This window comes from Sphingopyxis sp. (assembly GCF_040216815.1).
Classification (GTDB): domain Bacteria; phylum Pseudomonadota; class Alphaproteobacteria; order Sphingomonadales; family Sphingomonadaceae; genus Sphingopyxis.
Map to the genome: position 1 here is coordinate 1 of NZ_JAVJOJ010000008.1, position 21,340 is coordinate 21,340.

General features: G+C 62.6%; 17 protein-coding genes and 1 pseudogene. 7 read left to right on the forward strand and 11 right to left on the reverse strand.

What is annotated here, in order from left to right; all coding sequences use genetic code 11:
• Positions 1–141: pseudogene (locus RIA72_RS10355) on the reverse strand (NAD(P)(+) transhydrogenase (Re/Si-specific) subunit alpha); the annotation flags it as partial.
• Positions 142–361: 220 nt separating this feature from the next.
• On the opposite strand from RIA72_RS10355, the gene RIA72_RS10360 reads away from it, so the two are divergent.
• Positions 362–1,237, forward strand: a complete 876-nt coding sequence (locus RIA72_RS10360) for a phytanoyl-CoA dioxygenase family protein (protein ID WP_350032102.1) — start codon at positions 362–364, stop codon at positions 1,235–1,237.
• Between the two features lie 90 nt (positions 1,238–1,327).
• Here the strand turns inward: RIA72_RS10360 and RIA72_RS10365 are convergent, their stop codons facing one another.
• From RIA72_RS10365 to RIA72_RS10380, 4 genes are all read right to left on the reverse strand, one after another.
• Complete coding sequence (locus tag RIA72_RS10365) at positions 1,328–2,086, reverse strand: SDR family NAD(P)-dependent oxidoreductase (protein ID WP_350032103.1); 759 nt, start codon at positions 2,084–2,086, stop codon at positions 1,328–1,330.
• Positions 2,087–2,204: 118 nt separating this feature from the next.
• Entirely contained in the window at positions 2,205–2,426 is a 222-nt protein-coding gene (locus tag RIA72_RS10370) for a hypothetical protein (RefSeq protein WP_350032104.1), read from the reverse strand.
• 5 nt (positions 2,427–2,431) lie between these two features.
• Positions 2,432–3,709 (reverse strand): NAD(P)/FAD-dependent oxidoreductase, encoded by a 1,278-nt coding sequence (locus RIA72_RS10375; RefSeq protein ID WP_350032105.1) that lies wholly within the window; start codon positions 3,707–3,709, stop codon positions 2,432–2,434.
• 419 nt (positions 3,710–4,128) lie between these two features.
• Positions 4,129–5,007, reverse strand: a complete 879-nt coding sequence (locus tag RIA72_RS10380; protein ID WP_350032106.1) for a phytanoyl-CoA dioxygenase family protein — start codon at positions 5,005–5,007, stop codon at positions 4,129–4,131.
• Positions 5,008–5,294: 287 nt separating this feature from the next.
• Here RIA72_RS10380 and RIA72_RS10385 point away from each other — a divergent pair, with 287 nt between their 5' ends.
• The 3 genes from RIA72_RS10385 to bioD all read left to right on the forward strand — a co-directional run bounded on the left by RIA72_RS10385 (position 5,295) and on the right by bioD (position 7,706).
• The gene (locus RIA72_RS10385; protein ID WP_350032107.1) at positions 5,295–6,497 is read left to right on the forward strand and encodes a hypothetical protein; all 1,203 of its coding nucleotides are present in this window, start codon (positions 5,295–5,297) and stop codon (positions 6,495–6,497) included.
• 236 nt (positions 6,498–6,733) lie between these two features.
• A complete protein-coding gene (locus tag RIA72_RS10390; protein ID WP_350032108.1) occupies positions 6,734–7,057 on the forward strand; it encodes a EutQ-related cupin domain-containing protein in 324 nt (107 codons plus the stop codon).
• Positions 7,050–7,706 carry a dethiobiotin synthase gene (gene bioD, locus RIA72_RS10395; protein WP_350032109.1) on the forward strand — a complete coding sequence of 219 codons (657 nt, stop codon included), beginning with the start codon at positions 7,050–7,052 and terminating at the stop codon, positions 7,704–7,706. Before RIA72_RS10390 ends, bioD begins: the two co-directional genes overlap by 8 nt.
• Before the next feature lie 198 nt (positions 7,707–7,904).
• Here bioD and RIA72_RS10400 read toward each other — a convergent pair whose 3' ends face one another.
• The gene (locus RIA72_RS10400) at positions 7,905–9,182 is read right to left on the reverse strand and encodes an aminotransferase class III-fold pyridoxal phosphate-dependent enzyme (RefSeq protein WP_350032110.1); all 1,278 of its coding nucleotides are present in this window, start codon (positions 9,180–9,182) and stop codon (positions 7,905–7,907) included.
• A 375-nt stretch (positions 9,183–9,557) separates the two neighbouring features.
• Positions 9,558–11,741 (reverse strand): PQQ-dependent dehydrogenase, methanol/ethanol family, encoded by a 2,184-nt coding sequence (locus RIA72_RS10405; protein ID WP_350032111.1) that lies wholly within the window; start codon positions 11,739–11,741, stop codon positions 9,558–9,560.
• 311 nt (positions 11,742–12,052) lie between these two features.
• On the opposite strand from RIA72_RS10405, the gene RIA72_RS10410 reads away from it, so the two are divergent.
• Positions 12,053–12,703, forward strand: coding sequence for a hypothetical protein (locus RIA72_RS10410; protein WP_350032112.1), 651 nt, complete (start codon positions 12,053–12,055; stop codon positions 12,701–12,703).
• Between the two features lie 183 nt (positions 12,704–12,886).
• On the opposite strand, the gene RIA72_RS10415 is transcribed toward RIA72_RS10410, so the two are convergent.
• The 3 genes from RIA72_RS10415 to RIA72_RS10425 form a co-directional block, all read right to left on the reverse strand.
• The gene (locus tag RIA72_RS10415) at positions 12,887–14,125 is read right to left on the reverse strand and encodes an MFS transporter (protein WP_350032113.1); all 1,239 of its coding nucleotides are present in this window, start codon (positions 14,123–14,125) and stop codon (positions 12,887–12,889) included.
• 84 nt (positions 14,126–14,209) lie between these two features.
• Positions 14,210–14,881, reverse strand: coding sequence for a TetR/AcrR family transcriptional regulator (locus RIA72_RS10420; RefSeq protein WP_350032114.1), 672 nt, complete (start codon positions 14,879–14,881; stop codon positions 14,210–14,212).
• Between the two features lie 128 nt (positions 14,882–15,009).
• A complete protein-coding gene (locus tag RIA72_RS10425; protein WP_350032115.1) occupies positions 15,010–15,420 on the reverse strand; it encodes an acyl-CoA thioesterase in 411 nt (136 codons plus the stop codon).
• A gap of 513 nt (positions 15,421–15,933) precedes the next feature.
• Between RIA72_RS10425 and RIA72_RS10430 the strand changes: the two genes are divergently transcribed.
• Positions 15,934–16,695, forward strand: a complete 762-nt coding sequence (locus RIA72_RS10430; RefSeq protein WP_350032116.1) for a TetR/AcrR family transcriptional regulator — start codon at positions 15,934–15,936, stop codon at positions 16,693–16,695.
• Positions 16,696–16,845: 150 nt separating this feature from the next.
• Here RIA72_RS10430 and RIA72_RS10435 read toward each other — a convergent pair whose 3' ends face one another.
• A complete protein-coding gene (locus tag RIA72_RS10435; protein WP_350032117.1) occupies positions 16,846–19,284 on the reverse strand; it encodes a TonB-dependent receptor in 2,439 nt (812 codons plus the stop codon).
• A gap of 609 nt (positions 19,285–19,893) precedes the next feature.
• Here RIA72_RS10435 and RIA72_RS10440 point away from each other — a divergent pair.
• Positions 19,894–21,336 (forward strand): tetratricopeptide repeat-containing sulfotransferase family protein, encoded by a 1,443-nt coding sequence (locus RIA72_RS10440; RefSeq protein ID WP_350032118.1) that lies wholly within the window; start codon positions 19,894–19,896, stop codon positions 21,334–21,336.
• Positions 21,337–21,340 lie beyond the last annotated feature (4 nt).

The window sequence follows — 21,340 nt, forward strand, 5'->3', positions numbered from 1 at the left end:
GTCGGCGACCGATGCGGTCTCCCCCGCCCCCGATTCGATGGCAACTTCCGCGCCCAGCCCGATGAATTTCTTCACGGTTTCGGGGGTCGCAGCGACGCGAGTCTCGCCCGGAGCGAGCTCTTTCAGAACAGCGATGCGCATCCTCAATTCCTCTCGCAGAACGGGCGCGACCGGATGAAACCTGGTTCGCGCTTCCTGTCTGCAGCCGCCAGTTGTGGCTCCAAGCTGGCCATAAACCTATCCCCTGACCTACCCGCGCATCTTGATTCCTAGCGCGACGCGATGTTCATAATCGATTTTTATTGAGTTTTGTATAAATTTTTGCTGTAGTCATGATAAGGCGCGGTAAGGAGAGCGGAAGATGACCATGGAACGACTGGATGGGACGACAGCGTCGATCGAACATGTCATCGCGGTGCTCGACCGCGACGGCGGGGTCATCATCGAGAACTTCCTGACGCCTGCACAATTGGCGGGCATGCGCGACGACCTGCTTCCGCTGATCGAGCAGCAGTCGACCGGGCGAGATGCTTTCTTCGGCCAGAATACGCGCCGGCTTTCGGCGCTATTCGCAAAGACGCGCTACAGCGCCGATGTCGTCACCCATCCCCTTTACCTTCCGGCCGCGAAGCATTTCGTATGCGTGCCGCAGCATCGCTGGTCGGGCGACAGCTATATGGAGGTGACCTGCGATCTTCAGGTCGGCGTCAGCCAAGCGATCCAGATCGGCCCCGGCGAAGGCGGGCAAGCGCTACACCGCGACGACGGGGCCTTCTTCTGGAGCCGCAATTTCGGCCGCGAGGCGCGCTTGCAGGTCATGATCGCCCTTACCGATTTCACCGCGGAGAATGGCGGCACCATGGTGGTTCCGGGAAGCCATCATTGGGACGATGAGCGCAAACCTCTCGCCGAGGAGGCGATTCCTACCGAAATGAAGGCGGGTTCGGCGCTCCTTTTCCTTGGCGGCGTCTATCATGGCGGGGGGACCAACCGGACCGGGAGCGAGTGGCGTACCGGTGTAACCTTCGCGCTCGACGCCTCTTTCGTACGACAGGAAGAGAATCATTATCTTGCGCTGACGCCGGAGCTCGTCGCGAGCTACCCCGAAGAAGTCCAGCGGTTGCTCGGCTGGTCGATGTCCGGCCGCGCGCTGGGCTGGATCGAGGTCGACGGCGTGCTCGCGGATCCCAATTTCCTGCTCAAGCCCCTGGAAGAAAGTGCCGCCGTCGGCGCCTAGGGCGTTCGGCGAAGTCGGCGCCGCGCGCGCTTTCGGACCGGCGGCCCATGGCCGCCGGTCTTGCATCGCCCCCGATGCCCCGCGGCCGAATCAATCGACCGTCGCCCCGCCGTCGACGATAATCGTCTCGCCATGAATGAAGCCCGCATCCTCGGAAGCGAGGAAAGCGGTCAACGCCCCGATGTCCGAGGGCAGGCCGATACGGCCGATCGGGATCTTGTTGTTCACATAAGCCTGGCCGGCCTCGTTGCCCCAGATATATTGGGTCATGTCGGTCTTGATGAGGCCGGGCGCGATCCCGCAGACGCGAATATTCTTGCGGCCCCATTCCAGCGCGAGCACCTTGGTCAGGCCGACGAGGCCATGCTTGGAAGCGACATAGGAGCTGGCTTCGTCGATGGCCTTGAACCCGGCGACCGAGGCGACGTTGATGACGACACCGCCCTTGCCCTCCGAGAGAAAATGCCGCGCCGCCTGCTGCGCAAGGCGAAAGGGAACCTCGAGATTGACGTGGATCACCCGCCGCCAATCCTCGAGCGCATGGTCGAGCGCGGGACCGTCGGAATCGATTCCCGCATTGTTCACGAGGACATCAATGCCGCCGAATATCGCGGCCGCCCGGTCGACAAGGCCGTTCACCGCGTCCTCATCGGTCAGCGGCGCGCCGAGGCCGGCGACCTTCGCACCGGTTGCCGAAGCGAGCTCCGCCGCGGCGGCGGCGGCGGCGGTCTGGTCGCGGCCCGTCAGAATGAGCGACGCACCGAGCGCCGCCATCTTTTCAGCCATGCCGAACCCGATCCCGCGCGTACTGCCCGTGATCAATATCCTCTTGCCATCAAGCTGACTCATTCCGCTCCCTTTCATGTAGGCGTCCGCTGCCTGTCCCGGCGCGGTGCGATGGAGATTGCCGACAACCAGCATCCTGGAATCGATCGGAGCCCGTCCCCTGATCTGCGGACGCGGGCATCTATTTTTTCTCGCGCGCCTTGCCGCGTAACGCCAACCGCACGATCGAGAGCAGCACGGAGGGTTTCATCAACGAGCGAAGCGCAGCCACGACATCCTTGCCGTCGAGCTTCGCCGTGGCATCATAGACGCCGACACGGCACATCACGACGGGCTCGCCGTCGCGGACGACGATTTCGGTAACCGCAAGATCGAGTTTCAGAGACGGGGCGCTGATCTTCATGGCCGTCAATCGATCGGCTTGAGCAGATATTGCCTGACGCGCTCGGCATCCGGATCGACATAGTCGGCGCCAAGGATCTGCCCGATCGCGAGCAAGCCGGCGAGGCTCCCGGACATCAGTCCTTCGCCGTTGAAGCCGACGCAGGCCGTCACATTGGGCATGGTGTCAAGCGTCCGGATAACCGGCGCGAAATTCTCGGTCATGTCGATCGGGCCGGCCCACGCCGCCTCGATCTTCACGCCGTCGAGTTGCGGCCAGCGCCGCACCATTTCGTCATAGAGCCGCTGGAATTCCACCGTCTTGGTGTCGGCATCATGGTCGACAGTCGAAGGGGTGAAGAAGCCGGTCGTCAGCTCGCCGCCACCGATCAGCAGATGGCCCTTGTAGACCCGCGAATAATAGAAGACGAACCCCGAGTCCTCGACGAACTTGTAGGTTCCGAAGCCGAGCGATGCGAGACGCGCCTCGTCGAGCGCCTCGGTCGCGATCACATAGGTGTGGCGCGGGTTGACGAGATCGGCAGCCTTCGGAAGGTGATGGGTATAGGCGTTGGTCGCGAGCACCGCCTTGCGCGCGGTGATCGTTGCACCGTCGGCGGTACGAAGGACCACTCCCTCGCCTGAGTCCGAGAAATCGGTCACGCGGGTTCCCTCATGGACGGCGACGCCCATGTCGCGGAGTTGCCGGCCGAAGCCGCGCGCCAGCTTGAACGGCTGCACGGCGCGCCAGGCCGTCCGGACGATCCCGCCGAGCGGCCGGTAGGGAAGCGCCATTTCCTTCTCGAGCGCCGCCGTGTCGAGCAGCAGATGAGGCGTGCCGCGGGCCTTCAGGACTTTGGACTCGCGCTGCATCGCTTCCCATGCCGGCTCGTCGAGCGCCTGCATCATCAATTGCTCGTCGCGATATTCGCAATCGATGCCACCTTCGGCGATGCGCCGTTCCAGTTCTTCGCGCTTGCCGAGATACCATTGGACCGCAAACCGATCCTCCACGGGATCGGGCAGATCGAGGATGCCGGCGCGCAGTTCGCGGACGCCGGGCGCCACGCCTCCGAAGTTACGCCCGCTCGGGCCAAAACCGATATATTCCGATTCGAAAACCGCGATCGAGAGATCGGGGCGCGCCTTCTTCACATAATAGGCGCACGACATGCCGGCGAATCCGCCGCCGATCACGGCCAGATCGACGTCGATATCCTGCTGGCCGAGACGATTCTCCGGCTCGACGGCTTCGGGGCACCAGAAGCTGGTTCTCCAGGGAAATTTGCCGCTCTCTTCCGCCATTGCCATCATCTCCCCGAGAAGAACCCCCGACCCTGCCGGGACGCGGCCCGGCAGAGGGCGTCGCGGTCGGAACGAGCAAGCGGACTCGTCGTCGCCATAGCGCCGACCTGACCGCGAAAACTTTAATCGTTATTTATCGAGAATCAAGACCATTGTCGCGGGTCGGGATTGGAGAGCCTGCATCACCGCGCCAACCGCTTCCCGGCCGCGCGCGTGCAGCCGCAGCGCCCGGCCATCGATGGTCGCCATCCGAAGGTCTCTCCTGCCTCTTCTCGCGGAGACGCCGCTCGCCGCCCACCGGGCGGCGCCCGATCGAGCGGCCACATGCGGACATCGGGTCGGCAAAGGCGCGGTGCGTCGTCGCGCCGGCACGGACCTTCGCTACCGGTTCGGCCGCATGGATCAGGCAGCCAGGTCTCTCAGAGACCGAGAAAGTCGGCGAGTTCTTCGTAATTATGCTGCCAGAGGCTTCCACCAACCGGATCGCGCTGGTGAAAGGAACGGAACCCGAGCGCCTGCTGAAGCCGCTTCGGCATTGTTCGCGCGAGTTCGAGCGGGACCGTGAAAGGATAGGCTTCTTCGGGAACGAGGAAGCCCGCGTTGAACGCGGTCGCGATGACGCGCCGCCGGACATTCTGCGAGCGATTGGCTCCGCCGCCATGGAGCAGCTTGCCCGAATAAAAGAAGATCGAGCCTGCTTTCAGCTCGGCCGGAACCGTCATGCCGTCGTCATATTCGCGCTCGGCGTCCCACTCATGGCTCCCGGGTATGACGCGCGTCGCCCCGCACGCCTCGTCGGTATCGACGAGTGCCAGCAGAGTGTTGCAGGTCACTTCCGGGGCCGAGGGGCCGGAATTGCGAAAAACGGGATAGTTGCCGACATCGCGGTGGAGCATCTGCGCCTTCTCGCCCGGCATGATCTCGATCGCCTGAGTCGCCTGCACCCAGAAGCTGTCGCTCACCCCTTTGAACATGGCGGTCATATAGTCGTGGAGTTCGGGCCGCGAGAGAAAGCGTTCTCGATAGGTCTTGCTCAACACGACAACATTGGTGAGCCGCTTCGTCAAGGCGCCCCAGAACTCCTTCATGAGTTCGTCGCCACCCTGCGATCCGGTATGATAATCGTAGAGATAGGGATCGAGTTCGTCGTTGACCTGCCTGACCTCGTCACGCGACAGCACGCCGTCGAGGACAATCCCGCCATCGCGCCGGATAATTTCCATCACGTCGCCGACCGGCGTCCCGAAGGGTGCCGTGACAAAATCGGATTTCTTCGTAGCGGACACGGCAGCATTCATTCGGACTCTCCCTTCAGCCAAGCAAGCGCACTGGCCATCGCCCGGGACGGCCGCCTTTAGAGGGCGCCCCCTTTATCACCCGGGCAATTCTTCCATGTGGCCGACGACGACCCAATAACCGATTTTAGTTGAAAATATGACCACATCCACATTCGAGTCAACCGAATTATGGCAATTGAAGGGTAACAATAATCGATATATATCTGCAAATTTGGATCGCGGGCAGAAGACGGGTTGGCGGGCAGGCAAATATCGCCCGGCGACCTGGGCAAAAAGGGGGAGCGCGAATGACTGGACCAGCGTTCGAGGAAAATTGCGCTTCGCCAAGACCGGCGCAGACGGCGACGAGCATCATTCTCGGTTCGCTCGCGATCCTGATTTTCGGCATCCAGCCCCTTCTCTATGCGGCTTTCGTCGGCGAGGGCCTGATCGAACCGGATCGCCTCGGCCTGCTGTCGGCCGCCGAGGTCATCGCCATTGCGATCGGGAGCAGCCTTGCCATTCCCGCCCTCAAGCACGCCTCGGTCAGGGCGATCGCCGGGCTGGCGATACTGCTCGTTGCGGCCGCCAATTATTACCAGACGCTGCATGGAAGCGCGGATATGCTTTTTGTCTTCCGGATGGTCGCCGGCCTTGGCAGCGGCTTTCTCGTCGGCATCGCCGGCATGGCGATCGCGGCGACGAGCCGGGTCGGACAGTGGGCTGCCGCCTATCTTCTCGCACAGGCGACGAGCCAGTTTCTCCATTTGCAATGGTTCGCTCTCTTCTGGCCGGCGCCGACGAGCAAAGAGCTTCTCCTCTCGCTCGCGATTGCCAGCGCCGCGATGCTCGCCGGACTTCCCTTCCTGCCGCGCCGCCTCGGCGCGGGCCCGGCGCCCGCGACCGAAATGGGAACGGACCAAGGGACCGGGAGACCCGATGCCATGGGCATTCGCTGGCTCGCGGTGATGTTCCTGTTCGTCGGCGGCGTGCTGACGATCTGGGCCTATGCCGGCGTCTGGCTCGAAAGCGAGAATGTGAGCGCCCCGGCGGCTGCGACCATCCTCTCGTCGAGCCTCGCCGGTCAGGCGGTGGGAGCGTTCGCAGCATGCCTGATCCCGAGCAGCAGGCACGACCGCCTGAGATTGACGGGCACGACGCTGCTCCTCCTGCTCTCGGCCGGAGCGTGGTTCGCATGGCCGGGGTCCGCCATCGCTGCCGCCGGGTTCGGGATATGGTGGCTGTCGTCGGTGCCGGTTCTCTCGAGCATCCTGAGCGACGCCGATCCGCGTCGTGCCGCCCTGCCCTTTGCCCCGGCCGCGCAGCTCGCGGGCATTGCGATCATCCCCACAATCGCGGGTTTTCTCTTGGCGGCGCGCGATGTCGAGCTGGTGCTCGTTTCGGGATGCGCTGCAATCGCTTCCGGCCTGCTGCTCGGCTTCGCGCGGCGGCCGCGAAGGATCATCGCGTGGCTCAAAGAGAGGCGTCGCCGCGCAGGCGCGGATCGATAGCGGCGGGCGCGGCAGCCCGCAGCGGCCTCGGGCGAGGCCTGATCGGGCAATCGGCCGCGGCGGAAAGTCGCCGCTATCGCCTGGCCGCATCGAAGATAATCGATTTTAATTGAGTATTGGCGTAGCGACTGATACGCACGCCGATAAAGCGGTCGGACCGGAGGCCGGGCGACGGCCTCCCTCTGTCCGGGGCATCACCACCTCGGGGACACCGACCCGCTCGCAGGAGACGATGAATGGGCAATATCTCGAAGATCGAAAAGCTTCCGCGCCAGCCTGGAAAGCCATCGGGCGTTGCGACCGCCTTTGCATTCCTGACCGCCGATCATCAGGCCGGCATGCGCGCGGGCATTTCCGAGATCACGCCGGGCGAAGTGGATTTCGAGCTTCCTTTCAATGAAGGCATTTTCGTGATCGACGGCGAACTCGAGATCGACGGCGACGGCAAGACGCACGCCGTTTCCCCCGGCGAGTTCCTGTGGATGCCCGAGGGCCGCAAGATCGTCTATCGCGCGAAGGTCCCGACCCGCTTCCTTTACATGATCCCGACAAATGGCTGAATCGCGGGCGACAGGTCAGGACACGAGGGCTGCCCGTTTCGTCGTTACCGGAACCGATACCGATGTGGGCAAGACGGTTTTCGCCGCCGCGCTCGCCGGCGCACTGAGTGCTACATATTGGAAACCGGTACAGACGGGCCTCGCCGATGGTGCCGATACCGACACCGTGCGGTCGCTCGGCATCGAACGGCGCCTGCCCGAAGTCTATCGGCTCACGCCCCCGCTGTCTCCCCACCGCGCGGCCGAACTCGACGGCGTCGCGATCGATCCGGCGCGTCTCGTGGTTCCGCGGGTTGACGGTCCGATGGTGATCGAAGGCGCGGGCGGGGCTCTTGTCCCGCTCACGCGCTCACTCACCATGGCCGACCTGTTTGCAAGCTGGGGCCTCCCCGTGATCCTTGTTGCCAGAACCGGCCTCGGGACGATCAACCACAGCCTGCTCTCGATCGAGGCGTTGCGGGCGCGGAAGATATCGATCGCCGGCATCGCTTTCGTCGGGGACGCCAATCCGGACAGCGAAACGACAATTGCCACCATGGGCAATGTTCGTTCGCTCGGCCGGCTTCCCCGGCTCGATCCCCTCGATGCCGGGACACTGGCCACCGCATTCAGCCGCAATTTCCAAATCCGGGATTTCGCCGCGGACTGAAGCGTTCGCCGAGCCCCTCATGATGCGGAGCCTCGGTTCCGGCCCCGCGCCGAAAAGGCAGCCTGCTGCCGCTTGCGACCGGCGCTGCTCACTGTCCTCTGCGGGAAACAGGAGCACCGTCGCTGCGCGATGGAAGATATACAAAACCAGCGTCGCTCCGCGGAGCGACGCTGGTTCATCTGCAAAATATCGCCCAGGTCAGGCCGCTTTGGCTGAAAGCAGCTGCATGAGCACGGGATGGGGTTCGAGAGACCCCATGCGTCCCTTGAGCGCCTCAAAGGCGAGGTCGGTTGCCACCAGTGTCTCGTCTATCACGGCGTCGTCATGCGCATATGAGATGAACTGGTTGTGATAAGGGTGGATGTAGCTGCCGCGCTTCAGGCATTCGACGGTCCAGGCATAGCCGACACGAAAATCGGGATCGTCGTCGAACAGCATCTGCGGCATCACCGATGGCCCCGTCTGACGCAGCGAAAAGCCGTGCGCGGCAGCCTGGGCCTCAAGCCCCGCCCGCAGCCGATCGCCCGATGCGCGCGTCCGCTCGAGATAGTCAGTGGTCCGGATCTGCTTCAGCGTTTCGATGGCAGCCGCCATCGGGGTCGTCGAAAACCAGAAGGAACCCGTCACGAATATTTCCTTCGCGGCGGCGCGCGTCTTGTCGGAACCCAGAAGCGCCGAAATCGGATAGCCGTTCGCAATACATTTTCCGAAGCAGGCGAGATCGGGCAGGACGCCGAGCGGCTCCCAGCTGCATCCGCGCGCGAGCCGGAAGCCGGCCCGGACATCGTCGACGATGAGGAGCGCATCATTTTCGTCGCAGAGACGGCGCGCGGTCTGCGCATATTCAAGGCTGGGCTCGTAATTGTCGACGAAGACCTCGTGACGGATCGGCGTGGCGAACACGCCGGCGATCTGGCCCTCATACTGGCGAAAGGCCTCTTCGAGGCTCTGGGGGTCATTGTAATTATAATAGACGATCGCCGCGCGATCCTCAGGAATGATCCCGGCCAGGCGCGGCGTGCACCAGGGCGCCGCCCCATGATATGTACCCGTCGCATAGAGGATGATCTTGCGACCACGATGCGCGCGCGACAGCGTCATCGCCATCGTCGTCGCGTCGGTGCCGTTCTTGCAGAACATCGCCCAGTCGGCATGCTGCACCTGTGCGACAAAGGCTTCGGCGAGATCGATCATGATTTCGCTCGGGCCGGTCATCGTATCGCCCAGCTCCTGCTGCCGGCGCGCAGCTTCTTCGATCGGCGCATAGCCATGCCCGAAGAGATTGGGGCCATAGGCGCACACATAGTCGATGTAGCTGTTGCCGTCGGCGTCCCAGAGCCGCGCGCCTTCAGCCCGGTGGAAGAATTGAGGGAATTCTTCGGGCAAGAGCCGGGTCGATTCATGGCCGTACATTCCGTTCGGAATGACCTTTTCGGCGCGTTCCTTGAGCTCCCTCGCACGCTTGCCGGACCACATATGACGTCTCCCGTTTTTTCGATATAAATCGATATTTGTCCATTCAAGCGTAGGAGTCAATATCAACTGGCGCATGGTCGACGGGTGGATCGGCGCACGGGACGCAGATTAAAATCCCTCGAAAACCAGCCGTTGGCGCGGCCCCGCCGAGGATTGGGCGAGCGCCCCGCAACGGGCTTGTCCGAGCCAATCGCATCGGCCGTACGCCTCCAGCTTCGGTCGAATTATATTATTATCGGAAAGCAGCTGCGCGCAATGTGGCGCTCTCTTGACGACACCGAGCCAATGCTGCAAGCAACGCGCGATCGGCGAAGTAGATCGCCTGGCCCTTTCGGAGCATGGCACCGCATGCTCCGAAAAAGGCGAGGCAGAATATCAGCGACCGAAAGGCTGACCTGCTCCCTGCAGGTTTGCCTTGGTCCAGTTCGACCGGTCGATGACATAGGCACGGATCGCTTCGGCGTCGGCGGGCGTCATCACTTTCGCGAAGCTGACCATGCCGCGGTCCTTGAGCGCACCGTCGATGATCACGGACTTCCAGGCATCGGCATTGGCCAGCGTGCCCGATACGCGGAGGTCGGGGGTGAAGCCGTTACCGATCGCGCTGTCGCCATGACACACCAGGCAATAGCGGGCGAAATGCGCCTTGCCTGCGGCGACCTGCACCGGGGTGCCGAATTGCGGCGGCGGGTTCCATGCGAGCGCGGTCGTCGCCGGCAGAGGGGGCAATTTCACCGTGCCGCCGATCTTGAGCACGACGAGGCGGGGAATGTTGGGAATTTTTCTCGTGACGCCGCCGGCGATCCCGGCGGCAAGCGGGAAGACACCGCCCTTGCTCGTCATGAACGCGACATATTGCACCCCGCCGACCCGGAATGTCGAGGGAGCAGCGATGATTCCCGACTGCATGTCGAGGTCGAGGAGCTGCTTCCCCGTATCCGCGGCATAGGCGCGGAAGCGGCCGGTGCTCGTTCCCTGAAAGACGAGATTGCCCGCGGTCGTCATCGTACCGCCGTTCCACGCGGCGGGATAATCGACGCCCCACGCGACCTTGCCGGTGCGCGGGTCGAAGGCGACGAGGCGGCCGGTGGTCGCGGCGACCGCCGCCTTGAACGCCGCCTTGTCGTCGGGGAGCACGCCCCCGGTCATCGAGCTTCCTGTATTGAATCCGAGAAGCTGGCGCCGATCAAGCTCGTTCATATCCTCGAGATAACCCTGCGGGACTTGCTGCGCGGGAATATAGACGAGCCCGGTCTTCGGGTTGAAGCTCATCGGATGCCAGTTGTGTGCGCCCATCGCTCCCGGGATCGCGATGAACGGCTTGCCGGTCTTGTAGAAACGCGCTTCGGGGTTCTCGATCGGGCGGCCGGTGGCGAGGTCGTAGCCCGTGGCCCAGTTGATCCCGTCGACGAAGGGTTTGGCATCGATCAGCTTGCCGCTGGTGCGATCGATCGTGAAGAAGAAACCGTTCTTCGGCGCATGGTACAGCACCTTGACCGGCTTGCCGCCGATCTGCTGCTCGGCGAGGATGATCGGCTGCGTGGCGGTATAGTCCCACGTCTCGGCCGGGGTTTCCTGATAATGCCATTTATACGCACCCGTCGTCGCATCGAGCGCGACGACCGAGGAGAGGAACCAGTTGTCGCCCTCGCCGTTCGAGCGCGTGCCGTGGTTCCACGGATTGCCGTTGCCGACGCCGAGATAAATCTGGTCGAGATCCTTGTCGTAGACGATCGCGTCCCACACGGTGCCGCCGCCGCCCGAGGTCTGCCACTCGCCCTTGTCGGACCAGGTCGCGTTGGCTTTGGACGCAAAAATCTCATCCGACGCGGCGCCGTCCTTTGTCTTGGTCGGGTTCGGGGCGGTGTAGAAGCGCCAGCGTTCCTTGCCGGTGTCGGCGTCATAGGCTGTGACATAACCGCGCACTCCGAATTCGGCGCCGCCATTGCCGATCAGCACCATGTCCTTCACGACGCGCGGCGCGCCCGTGATCGTATAGGGCTTCGAGGCGTCCACCGTCTGCGTCGACCAGATTTCCTTTCCGGTCTTGCGGTCGAGCGCGATCAGGCGCCCGTCGAACGCGCCGACGAAAACCTTGTCGCCCCAGACGGCAACACCGCGGTTGACGACGTCGCAGCACCCCTTGACCGCATGCTCGCCGGGAACCTTGGGATCGAACGACCAGAGCTGCTTGCCCGTCGCGGCGTCCCACGCATCGACCTTCGACCAGGCGTGGCTGACATACATCACCCCATCGACGACGACCGGGGTTGCCTCCTGCCCGCGCGCGTCCTCGAGATCGGCAAACCAGGCGATGCCGAGTTGGCCTACATTCCTGTCGTTGATGTCGGCGAGCGGACTGAAGCGCTGCTCGTCATAGCCATATCCGATGCCGGCCCAGTCATCGCCGTTGCCGCCGGTCCTGAGCAAAGCCTCGCTGGCCTTTTCGGCCGCGTCGAGCGATCCGCCCGTGGTGCCGCCATCTTTCGACGCGTTGCAGGAAGCCAGCGCCAGCGCCGCACAGCCCAGAAGCGCCATCGAACCGAATCTCACGCTCATCATCTTCTCCCATCTGATCGTGCCGCCGCCCTGTTTCCGGCGGCCGGCCTCTTGGGCAAGGGACCATATTGACGGATAAACATCCACTTATTTCTGAAAGCCATCATGTTGGCGGCCCATGGCAGGCGAAGGCTTTACCGCCCATAATCCTTGCATATCCTCAGACAAATGGATTCGCGTCGCGCAACGCGTCAACCAGCCACGAAGCAATATTTCGCTAGGCAGGCAAGAGAAAACTGATAATAATCGGATATATCTTTGACGGGAGGGCAATTGTGGATCTGCGGGACATTCTGATCGCCAGCGGCATGTTGGCGCTGGTCGCGACGGGCCTTGGCCTCGGTTACCGGTTTTGGCGTCAGGGCAACATTTTACTCGGCGCCGAATGGGCGATTCTCGGCTTTTCGGCGCTCAATTTCGCGCTCTGGGTCACGTTCGGCTTCCAGCTTTCCTTCGAAATTTCGATGGTCTGCGACGCCTTTTCGCGCAGCATCGGCATTCCCGTCGTTGCAACGCTGGGCCTTGCCAAGCTCACGCACGGTTTCGACGCTTCAAAGACGACAAAATGGCTCCTGCTGGTCGGGGGTTTCCCGCTTGCCTATGCTCTCCTCGCCTATCCGCCAATACAGCCCATTCTCCCCTATGCATTCTTTGCCTGCGGCATCGTCGCGAACATTTTCCTCGTCTATTTCGCAGTCAGGCTGGCGCGCGTGGGAGAGCAGGCTCACGCCTTCGGCATCATGCTGGTGAATGTCAGCTTCGTGATCATGGCATTGCTCGAGGGTATCATCGCCATTCCAGGCGAGGAAACCAACCTGATCCTGAACTTCTTCTTTCTTGCCGGCTGGGTCTGGGCGCTCGGATTCGCGGAGATATATTTCGCCTACCAGGCGCTCGCGCGTCATCTGACGCGCCCTGCTTCAGCAGCCGCCCCCTCTCCAATGGCTGCCTCCGGCCAATAAGCCATCCGGGATATTGATCGGTACCGGCTACGGGGCAAGCCACCGGGACGGCATTCGGTTTCATCGACGCGCTCGAGCACAGCCCGGCGGTGCGGGGTCGCCACCCCAGGACCGTGGCGAAGGCCCTGTTCGAAGCGGCGAAAGGAACGATGCCGGGAAAAAGGTCCACAATGCGCAGGTCATTCAGACCGCCTCGCCCCGGGGGCAGAGCGTCTGATCATTCCGTTCGGGCGTCCGCGTATCGACACCGGCTGTCCGCGACCGGCGGACACGAAGCGAGCCGGCGACAAGAAAGGCGATGAGCGCCGCCGCCGACAGCGCGACACCCGAAGCGAGCGTCATCGCCGGCAGGCCGGCGGCGCCGATGATCGGTCCGGCCGCCATCCCCGCGGCGACGCCGCCGACCCCGGCGGCGGCGGGACCGGCCACGAAGAGACGGTTTGTCGCATCGACCTCGCGAAGCAGGCCCCAATAGGCCGACTGGGCGAAACCCCAGCCGAATGCGAAGAGGAAATTGGACAGGGCGAAGGCAAGGAAGCCGGGCACGCCGAGCGCCATGAAGGCGCCGATTACGATCGTCGTTCCGATAGCAATCATCGCAACGAGGCGGACGCGCCCCGCGAGCCATCCGACAATCCCCGCGCTCGCTGCACTCGCAACCGCGCAAAGGCTGATCGTGAGACCGATACGCTCGCCCGGGATACCGTGGGCGACACCGATCCGCTCGACGAAAATCCAGTAACCGAGAATCCCCGCGACGAAGACGCCCTTGGCAAAGAGCATGGCATAGGCTGGAATGGCGGCGCACGACAACAGTGGCGCCCCGTCGACAGTCGCCGACAGCTCCCGGGTCGACCCGGCACCCCGCGGCAACGATCGGCAGAGAGGTAGCGCGGCGGCGACTGCAACTGCAACCGAAACAAAAGCGCCGGGTGCCCCGAACCGTGGGATGATGGCGAACGACAGGGCGAGTGTGCTTGCCGCCGCCAGCGAGCTTTGCGCCACGACCGAGATCGCGAATGCGCGCGGGGGATTTTCGGCTTCGCCGAGACAACCGAAGGCGGGAGGCGAAAGGAGACCGAGAAACAGTCCGGCGGCACCGAATATGAGAAGCGCGGAATCGAGCGTCGTTGCCACGGCGCCGAGGGCGAAGGCGGCCGCCGCGCCGACGAGGGCCAGAGCGCAAATGAGACGCCAATTGGCGCGGCGGACCCAAAAAGGACCGGAAATGGAGCCGAGCGTCAGGGCTGCAATCACGACCGCGCCGAGATACCCGAGTTCCGCGTCGTCAAGCCCGAGGCGGACAGCGAGCACTCCGAAGAGCAGGGGCTGCACGTTGACGAGCAGTTGGTTGACGCCGGTCAAGAGCGACGCCGCGACGACGGCCGTTCCGGAAGAGGCCTTGGTCTGTGTCTGGTTCAACGATGCCTCCAGCGGTTAATTTTCCGGCCAGCCATTCCATTCGCCGGCTCGGCGCGCGGCGCGCTGGCGACCGGCGCAAGGCGGTTAGAAGGCGATCGCCGCCGCTTCCTCGACGGTAAGAACGGCGTCGCGCATAGCCAGATATTCGGGCAGATAGGTTCGCATGTGGCCCAGGCGTGCGCGGCGGGCGAAAACCTCCTCATCGCCGGGCAAGTGCCCGAACCGATGGTCGTAGAGGGCCCAGATGGCGTCGTTCATGATGATCGTTTCGGTGACACGATCCACCAGTCCCGGCACCTTCGGCAGGATGAAAAAGCGGTTGATCTCGACGATCGCGCCGCGCGCCAAAAGGCGGTTGGTGTCGATGTCGCGCGTACGGATCGCCCAGGTCGCGGCGGCGCCAAGAAGGATTTTTCGGGCCGCGACATTGTCGTTGAAGAAGCGGCGCGAAAGAGCGTAGCGAAATTCGACGAGACCCTGCCAGTCATCGAACCGCTTCCCCTCGATGCTCTCGAGCCCGCCCAGGAACATCTCGAAATAGCGCTCGGCGAGCGCCATGAACACATGATTGCCGTCGGGAAAGAAGTGATAGATCGACGGCGGCGGCATATCAGCCTCCTCGGCGATCGTGTAGATACTCACCTCGTGCGGGTCACGCTCCTGCAAAATTCGTTCCGCGGCATCGAGAATGGCTTCGAACCGCTCGCGGCTGCGCTGCTGTCGCGGACGGCGGATGTGCGCCTCGCGCGGCTCCATGATCTCGCCGGCTGTTGAACGACCATGCTCGCGCATCGCGGGCCCGGCCAGGATCGGCGCCTTGCCTGACGGGACAGGTTGCGACGGCTCCGGCCGATCCCGCACATCTGAGTGCCGGCGATCCGCCATTATAGCTTGCCTAGAAATTTGGTTCGCACCGAGGCGGGAATTTCCTGCGACTTCTCGGTTTCAAGATCGACATGCACATAGGCGAGCGTGACCGAGGCGGACGCTTCCGCGGCCCCCTTGATGCGAAACTCGATCTCGAAAATGACGCTCGACCGGCCGACACGCTCCACGCGCAGCCAGCCTTCGACCTCGTCGTCGAAGCGGAGCGCGCGCTTGTACTTCACGGTGGCCTGCACGACCTGCATCTCGAACGACTGCGGGCCAGACACGGGAACATCGACCATGCGCATGAACTCGGTCAGCACATTGTCGGCATATTCGAGGTAGCGCGAATTGAAGACGACCATCTGGCCGTCGATTTCGGCGAACCTCACCCGAAAGCTCGTATAGTGGTGAAATTCCGTCGTCATGCACAATCCTCCTGCTCCCCGGCGCCGCTACGAACCGATTGGCCGCCTCAGCATAATATGAATATTTATCGAGAATCAAGCCATTGGCGACCGAGGCGGCCATAGGGCCGACGCAGGACACTTCCGTCCTGAAGAAACCGTTAAGTTTGGATAATCCACGCCGCAATCGAGACGCCATCGCGCCGCATGACCAAGAGCGGATCGCGACACATCGCGCCATTTCACGATTATTATCTAGCTATTCCATACAGATGTGCCAATGCTATTGCCGCTCGATCGCAAGCTGGCTTTCCTCTCGGCACGTCCGGTCTTCCCCGGCGCCGCGCGAAGAACTCCCGCGGGCGGAAAGCGGACCTTGCGGTCCATCCGGGCAAAAGGCTTCGGGGCCGGCGCGCAACGCCCGACGGCCCAGGCCGCATGGCAGGAGCAAGAAGAGAGCAACGGCTCCGAGGTTGCCCCCTTTTTGAGACTCATCTAGACCCGAAAGCGGGTTGGCAGGACAGGGATTTTGGGATGGCGAGTACCAAGGCGACCGAAAAGCCGGCAACGGCCCGCAAACGCGGCGCGAGTCCGCGGGCGCCTTCGCGAGGGCGCGGGGTCCGTCGCTATGCCGCGCTGCTCGATGCCACCGCCGAACTCCTTCGCGAAGAAGCGCCCGACGCGATCGGCCTCTACCAGATTGCCGAGCGGGCCGACGTTCCGCCCGCCTCGGTCTATCATTTCTTCCCGACAAAGGAGGCGGCCTATGTCGCGCTCGCGTCGCGTTGCAGCGAGGAACTGCTGGATGTTCACCGGACTCCGATCGAGGCCCGGCTCATTGAAACCTGGCAGGATCTTTACCGCATCGACGCGCGCCGCGCGATGGAGTTCTACAACAGCAATCCGCCCTATCTGAAGATCATCTACGGCGGCTACGGGGGGGTTGACGCTCATAATGTGGATAAGGTTCTCGCCCTTTCCTTTTCAACCTCGAGCTACGACCGGCTCAATCGCATCTTCCACATGCCGGTCATTCGCGAGCCCGAAAAGAAGTTCGAGATACGCCTCGGGATTCTCGACAGCGTCTGGCAGATCTCGGTCCGCCGTCACGGAACCATCACCGAAGAATATTTCGAGGAGTCGACGAAGGCCGCGATCGCCTATGCCCGTCTCTATATTCCCGATCATCTCGAACCGCGCGAATTTCTTCTCGATGCCGCCCGCAATGGCGGGACAATCGAACTACCCTATGACGGCGGCGACGAAGACGCTTCCCCGGATGACGAGGGCGATTGATCGGCCTGCGGCTCGGACCCGCAACACGACTCACGGCATTCGCTGACGCGCCGCGGTATCCTTCCGCCAGCACAACAACAACGGGCATGATCGTTTATCGACAAAAAAATGGCCGGGACAATATCCCGGCCATTTGCTGCCACCGTGACTCTACCATTTATATCCGAGTTCGATGCCGATGGTGCGCGGCCGCCCCACGGATTCATAGAGGTCGATCGGCGCATAGGGGGTGATGCGGGTATTGACCGCGAACACCGTGCGCTTGTCGAACAGATTGCGCGCAAAGAGCGACGCGCTGACGGGGCCATGGCTCCATCCGACATAGGCGTTGAAGAGCCAGTAGGACGGAATCATCGGGTAACGCGCGCCCAATGTGGGCAGGTTCATCCGCGACTTGCCCTTGTAATTGCCGTTGAACGAAGCGGTGATCGTATCCTCGTCGTTGAGGTCATGCTCATAATTGAGCGAGAAGGTCCCGCTGTGACGCGGCGCAGAGGGCAAGGGTGTGCCTTTGGTCCCGACGATCGCGCACGGAATATCGGCGCCGGGAACGCCGCTGCCGTCCCCTGACTCGACACAGAAGTCCTTGGTCAGCGTCGCCTTGGTATAGGCATAGCCGCCCTGGAAGCTCAGCGTGTCGGTGATGTTACCCGACAGCTCGAACTCGAAGCCCTTGCTTTCGGCTTCCTTGCCGTTGAAGACTGCCGGCCAGAAGTTGACGGCGGTGAAGCCGCCGATCTGCGGATCCTTCCATTTGGCGAGGAAGACGTCGGCGGTGTAACGCCATCCGTTATCGAAGCGCCCCTTTACCCCGATCTCGAAGTTGTCGACCGAGTCCGGTTCATAATTGAGGAGCGACGCCGGTTCGCGAATGAAGCCGGTCAGCGCGAAGGCATTCGCCCCGCCGCGCCGGAAGCCCTGCGAGAAGGTCGCATAGACGCGGTGTCCGTCCGAATATTCATAGGTCGCGTTCAAACGGAATTTCGCATCCGAGAATTTCGCCGAATTGACGCTGCTCTCGGATATTCCGAACGCGGGAAGGATATTATCGACCGAGCGCTTCAACTTCTGCTCGAACACACGGACGCCGGCGGTAAGATCGAGTCCTTCGATCGCGTGCCAGGTGATTTCGCCGAAGACAGCCTTTTCGGTGAATCGATTGGTTCCCGACACCGCAAAGATAAACTCTTCCGGACCAAGCGGCCCGAAACCGGGGGTCGTCACGCCGGGAAGCTGGTTATAGGCCTGCTGTCCGGGCGCATGACCGTTCCACGCGGTTCGCGCTTTCTCATTCTGATAGTAGAGGCCCACGGTATAATCGATCGGGCCGTCGCCATTCGAAACGAGCCGCAGTTCCTGCGTTTTCGAGGTCGTGCGGTCGCCATATTGATAGATCGCATTATAGCGCGGGTTGATCGGCGTGCCCGTATAATAGGGAAGATAGGCGGGCGGCAGCCCGAGATTGCCCCAGGTGCCGTCGACCCATACCTCACCGTCGGTCTTGAAGTAGCTTGATGTCGACGAAAGAGTGGCGAAACCGAGATCGTAGCTCATGTCGAGCGTCGTCATGTTCGACGTGCGCTCGAACGGCTGGCGGCTGCGAGCCACGACCTCATATTCGCCCGTGTCGGGATAGCTGATCGACGGTGCCAACGGATCGGGACCACCGTCGTAGGCGGGCGTATCGTTCGACGGTCCGAACCCCTTCAGGCGCGACAGATTGTGCGCGAGCGTGATATCGAGTTCGGCGACCGGCTGCCAGCGGATCGCGCCGCGGATATTGGTCACACGCGACGTGTTCGCGTCCTTCTTGTTGTAGACCGAGGGCGCGCTCGCCTGCGGCTGGCTGGGATCGGCGAGGATCGGCTTGCCGATCGGATCGTCGCTGCCGCGCGCGAAGATTCCGTATGTGTCGATAAAGCCGCCCTCATAATCATGGCTCGCCGACAAACGCACCGCCAGCGTCTCACCGACAGGAATGTTGACGAGGCCGCCGAAGCCATAGTCATAATCCTTCGAATGCGCGATGTCGGCGCCGCTCGCCTTGAGCCGACCTTCGAAGCGTCCGAGGGCAGGCTGGTTCGGAATCAGGCGAATGGTTCCGCCTAGCGCACCCGAACCATAGAGCGTACCCTGCGGCCCCCGCAGGACTTCGACGCGCTCGATGTCCTCGACCTGGAAGTAGCTCGCATAGGGCGCATTGCCGAGATAGGTCCCGACCGGATTCTGCTCGAGCGCCACGCCGTTGCGGTTGTTGGCCGACGCGTTCAGCCCGCGCATGATCTGACGCTGCGCCCCGAGGAACTGGTTACCGCTCGACGTCACCACCAAGTTGGGAACCTGACGCGACAGGTCCTCGAGCGTCGCCACGCCGGAGCGCTCGATCGACTCCGCGGTTACCGCGGTTATGTTGTACGGAATCTGCGTCACATCCTGCTGACGGCGATTGGCTGTCACGACGATATCGTTGCTGGAGCTGGCCTCTTCCACTGCCGGTGTCTCAGCCGGCGCATCCTGCGCCAGCGCGGGCTGCGTTGCCAGCGAAGCCAGCGCACCGCTCAGCGCCGTAACCCCCAGAAGCCGGACCAAATGAATGTCCCTCGACCGCATATCTAATCCTCCCATGTCGAGACAGACAGCATCGCCTAGCCGATGCCGCCGCTCCTCCGCCGGGCCTGCAAACTTTAGCCGCATTCACCCGTTGGCATAGCAGATAATCGATATTTGTTGGCATTGCAAGATGGATGATCGCGATGTGACGCGCGATGGCCAGCGAGAGAACGAGCGCCGACCCGTCAAAATTATTAGCATAACCATATGATTTTATGTATTTTTATCAATACTTTCTTCGATCATGGCGCACGCCATCCATGAAGCTCAATCTCGAATTTGCGCCAAATCCGCTCGAATCATATCGACTTGGAGATACGCACGAGGCCACGCGATTCGCAGTGGGAGGTCGAGGAAAAGCGCGTTTGACAGCACTTCGAGGCTCCGATCGAGCGCGGGCGGATATCGTTCGCCGGGCACGATGATTGGAACTGCAATCGAAAACCGAAACGCAAAATGCGAAAAGACCGGACAATACTCGATTTTAATTGAACTTTTCACAGGCCTCGATAGGCAAGACGAACGCCCTCGACCATCGACACGATCTGGATCGGCATCCACGTTCGAAAAATCCGGGAACCCTGACGCATGTTGCCTTCGAAAGAGGAATTGTCCGAAGCGGCGCGTCTCGTCAGGAGCGGCCGGGCAGCCGTCGCCGTGGACCATCTGCGGTCATGGACGAGTGGTTCGACCTCCTTTGGACCGGCGCACGCCCTCTACCTCGAAGCATTGATCGCACTCGGCCGGCGCAAGGACGCCATCGAGGTGCTCGACACCGCAATCGCGACCGGACCCGAAGCGCCCGACGCGCATGACGCGCTCGCCTTTTTCGCGTTGCAACTCGATCGTCACACGCTTTCCAACCGCCTGTATCGACGCGCGACGGAGTTGCAGCCCGACGACGCCCAGTTCTGGTACAATTATGCGACGAGCGAGCGCAGCCTCGGTCGGCTCTCGCACGCGCTCGAGGCGTGCGAGCGCGCGATGGCAATCGACCCCGCCATGCGTCCTGCGATCCTGCTGCGATCCGAATTGGCGCGCGCAACGCCGGAACAAAACAATGTCGAGGACTTGCAGGCGCGCATTGCGCGCGACCCGCATGCTTCAGACACGATGTTCCTTTCCTACGCGCTCGGAAAAGAGCTGCACGAGCTCGGCCTGTTCGACGAAGCTTTCGCGGCATTCGAACGCGGCGCCACGGCCAGGCGGCGCAGTCTTCGCTATGATATTGCGATGGACGAGGACAAGATGCGGCGCATCGCCGCAGCCTTCGGATCCGCCTCGCCGCTGTCACCGCAGGAGCCCGCCGGTCGGCATATCTTCATCATCGGTCTGCCGCGGTCGGGAACGACGCTCACCGAACGCATCCTCGGCGGATTGCCTCACGTCCGCTCGAACAATGAAACGAACAATTTTTCCTCGGCGCTGCTTCGCCACGCGCCAGCGGCGGGGGGCGATGTGTTCGAGCGGGCAGCGAAGGCGGACTTCGGCGCGGTCGCCGGCGAATATGAGGATCTCGCCGGCGGGAATGATCACCCCGGCCCGATCATCGAGAAGCTTCCCTTCAACTATCTTTATGTCGGCGCCATCCTTCGAGCCTTTCCACGCACGCCGATCATATGGGTCCGGCGCGATCCGGTCGATTCCTGCTTCGCCATGTTCCGCACGCTGTTCGGTGCCGCCTATCCCTTCAGCTATGACTTCGACGAACTTGCCCGATATTATGCCGCCTATGATCGCCTGATGCGCCACTGGACTTCGCTGTTCGGCGAGCGCCTGATCCGCGTCGATTATGAACGGCTGGTCGCCGAGCCCGGGACGGTTGCGCCCTGGCTCGCCGACCGGTGCGGCCTTCCCTGGCACGACAGCGCGCTCGATATTGCGCAGAACAGCGCCGCTTCGCTCACCGCCAGCGCGGCTCAGGTGCGCGGGGGGATTTATACCAGTTCATCGGGGATCTGGCGGAACTACGGGACGCATCTTGCCCCGCTCAGGGAGAAGCTGATCGCGAACGGGATCGCGCTGACCTGAGAGC

Excerpts from the sequence above, each read along its gene's own strand:
- RIA72_RS10360 (WP_350032102.1), top strand. The coding sequence starts at position 362 with ATGACCATGGAACGACTGGATGGGACGACAGCGTCGATCGAACATGTC.
- RIA72_RS10365 (WP_350032103.1), bottom strand. The coding sequence starts at position 2,086 with ATGAGTCAGCTTGATGGCAAGAGGATATTGATCACGGGCAGTACGCGC.
- RIA72_RS10370 (WP_350032104.1), bottom strand. The coding sequence starts at position 2,426 with ATGAAGATCAGCGCCCCGTCTCTGAAACTCGATCTTGCGGTTACCGAA.
- RIA72_RS10375 (WP_350032105.1), bottom strand. The coding sequence starts at position 3,709 with ATGGCGGAAGAGAGCGGCAAATTTCCCTGGAGAACCAGCTTCTGGTGC.
- RIA72_RS10380 (WP_350032106.1), bottom strand. The coding sequence starts at position 5,007 with ATGAATGCTGCCGTGTCCGCTACGAAGAAATCCGATTTTGTCACGGCA.
- RIA72_RS10385 (WP_350032107.1), top strand. The coding sequence starts at position 5,295 with ATGACTGGACCAGCGTTCGAGGAAAATTGCGCTTCGCCAAGACCGGCG.
- RIA72_RS10390 (WP_350032108.1), top strand. The coding sequence starts at position 6,734 with ATGGGCAATATCTCGAAGATCGAAAAGCTTCCGCGCCAGCCTGGAAAG.
- bioD (WP_350032109.1), top strand. The coding sequence starts at position 7,050 with ATGGCTGAATCGCGGGCGACAGGTCAGGACACGAGGGCTGCCCGTTTC.
- RIA72_RS10400 (WP_350032110.1), bottom strand. The coding sequence starts at position 9,182 with ATGTGGTCCGGCAAGCGTGCGAGGGAGCTCAAGGAACGCGCCGAAAAG.
- RIA72_RS10405 (WP_350032111.1), bottom strand. The coding sequence starts at position 11,741 with ATGAGCGTGAGATTCGGTTCGATGGCGCTTCTGGGCTGTGCGGCGCTG.
- RIA72_RS10420 (WP_350032114.1), bottom strand. The coding sequence starts at position 14,881 with ATGGAGCCGCGCGAGGCGCACATCCGCCGTCCGCGACAGCAGCGCAGC.
- RIA72_RS10425 (WP_350032115.1), bottom strand. The coding sequence starts at position 15,420 with ATGACGACGGAATTTCACCACTATACGAGCTTTCGGGTGAGGTTCGCC.
- RIA72_RS10430 (WP_350032116.1), top strand. The coding sequence starts at position 15,934 with ATGGCGAGTACCAAGGCGACCGAAAAGCCGGCAACGGCCCGCAAACGC.
- RIA72_RS10440 (WP_350032118.1), top strand. The coding sequence starts at position 19,894 with ATGTTGCCTTCGAAAGAGGAATTGTCCGAAGCGGCGCGTCTCGTCAGG.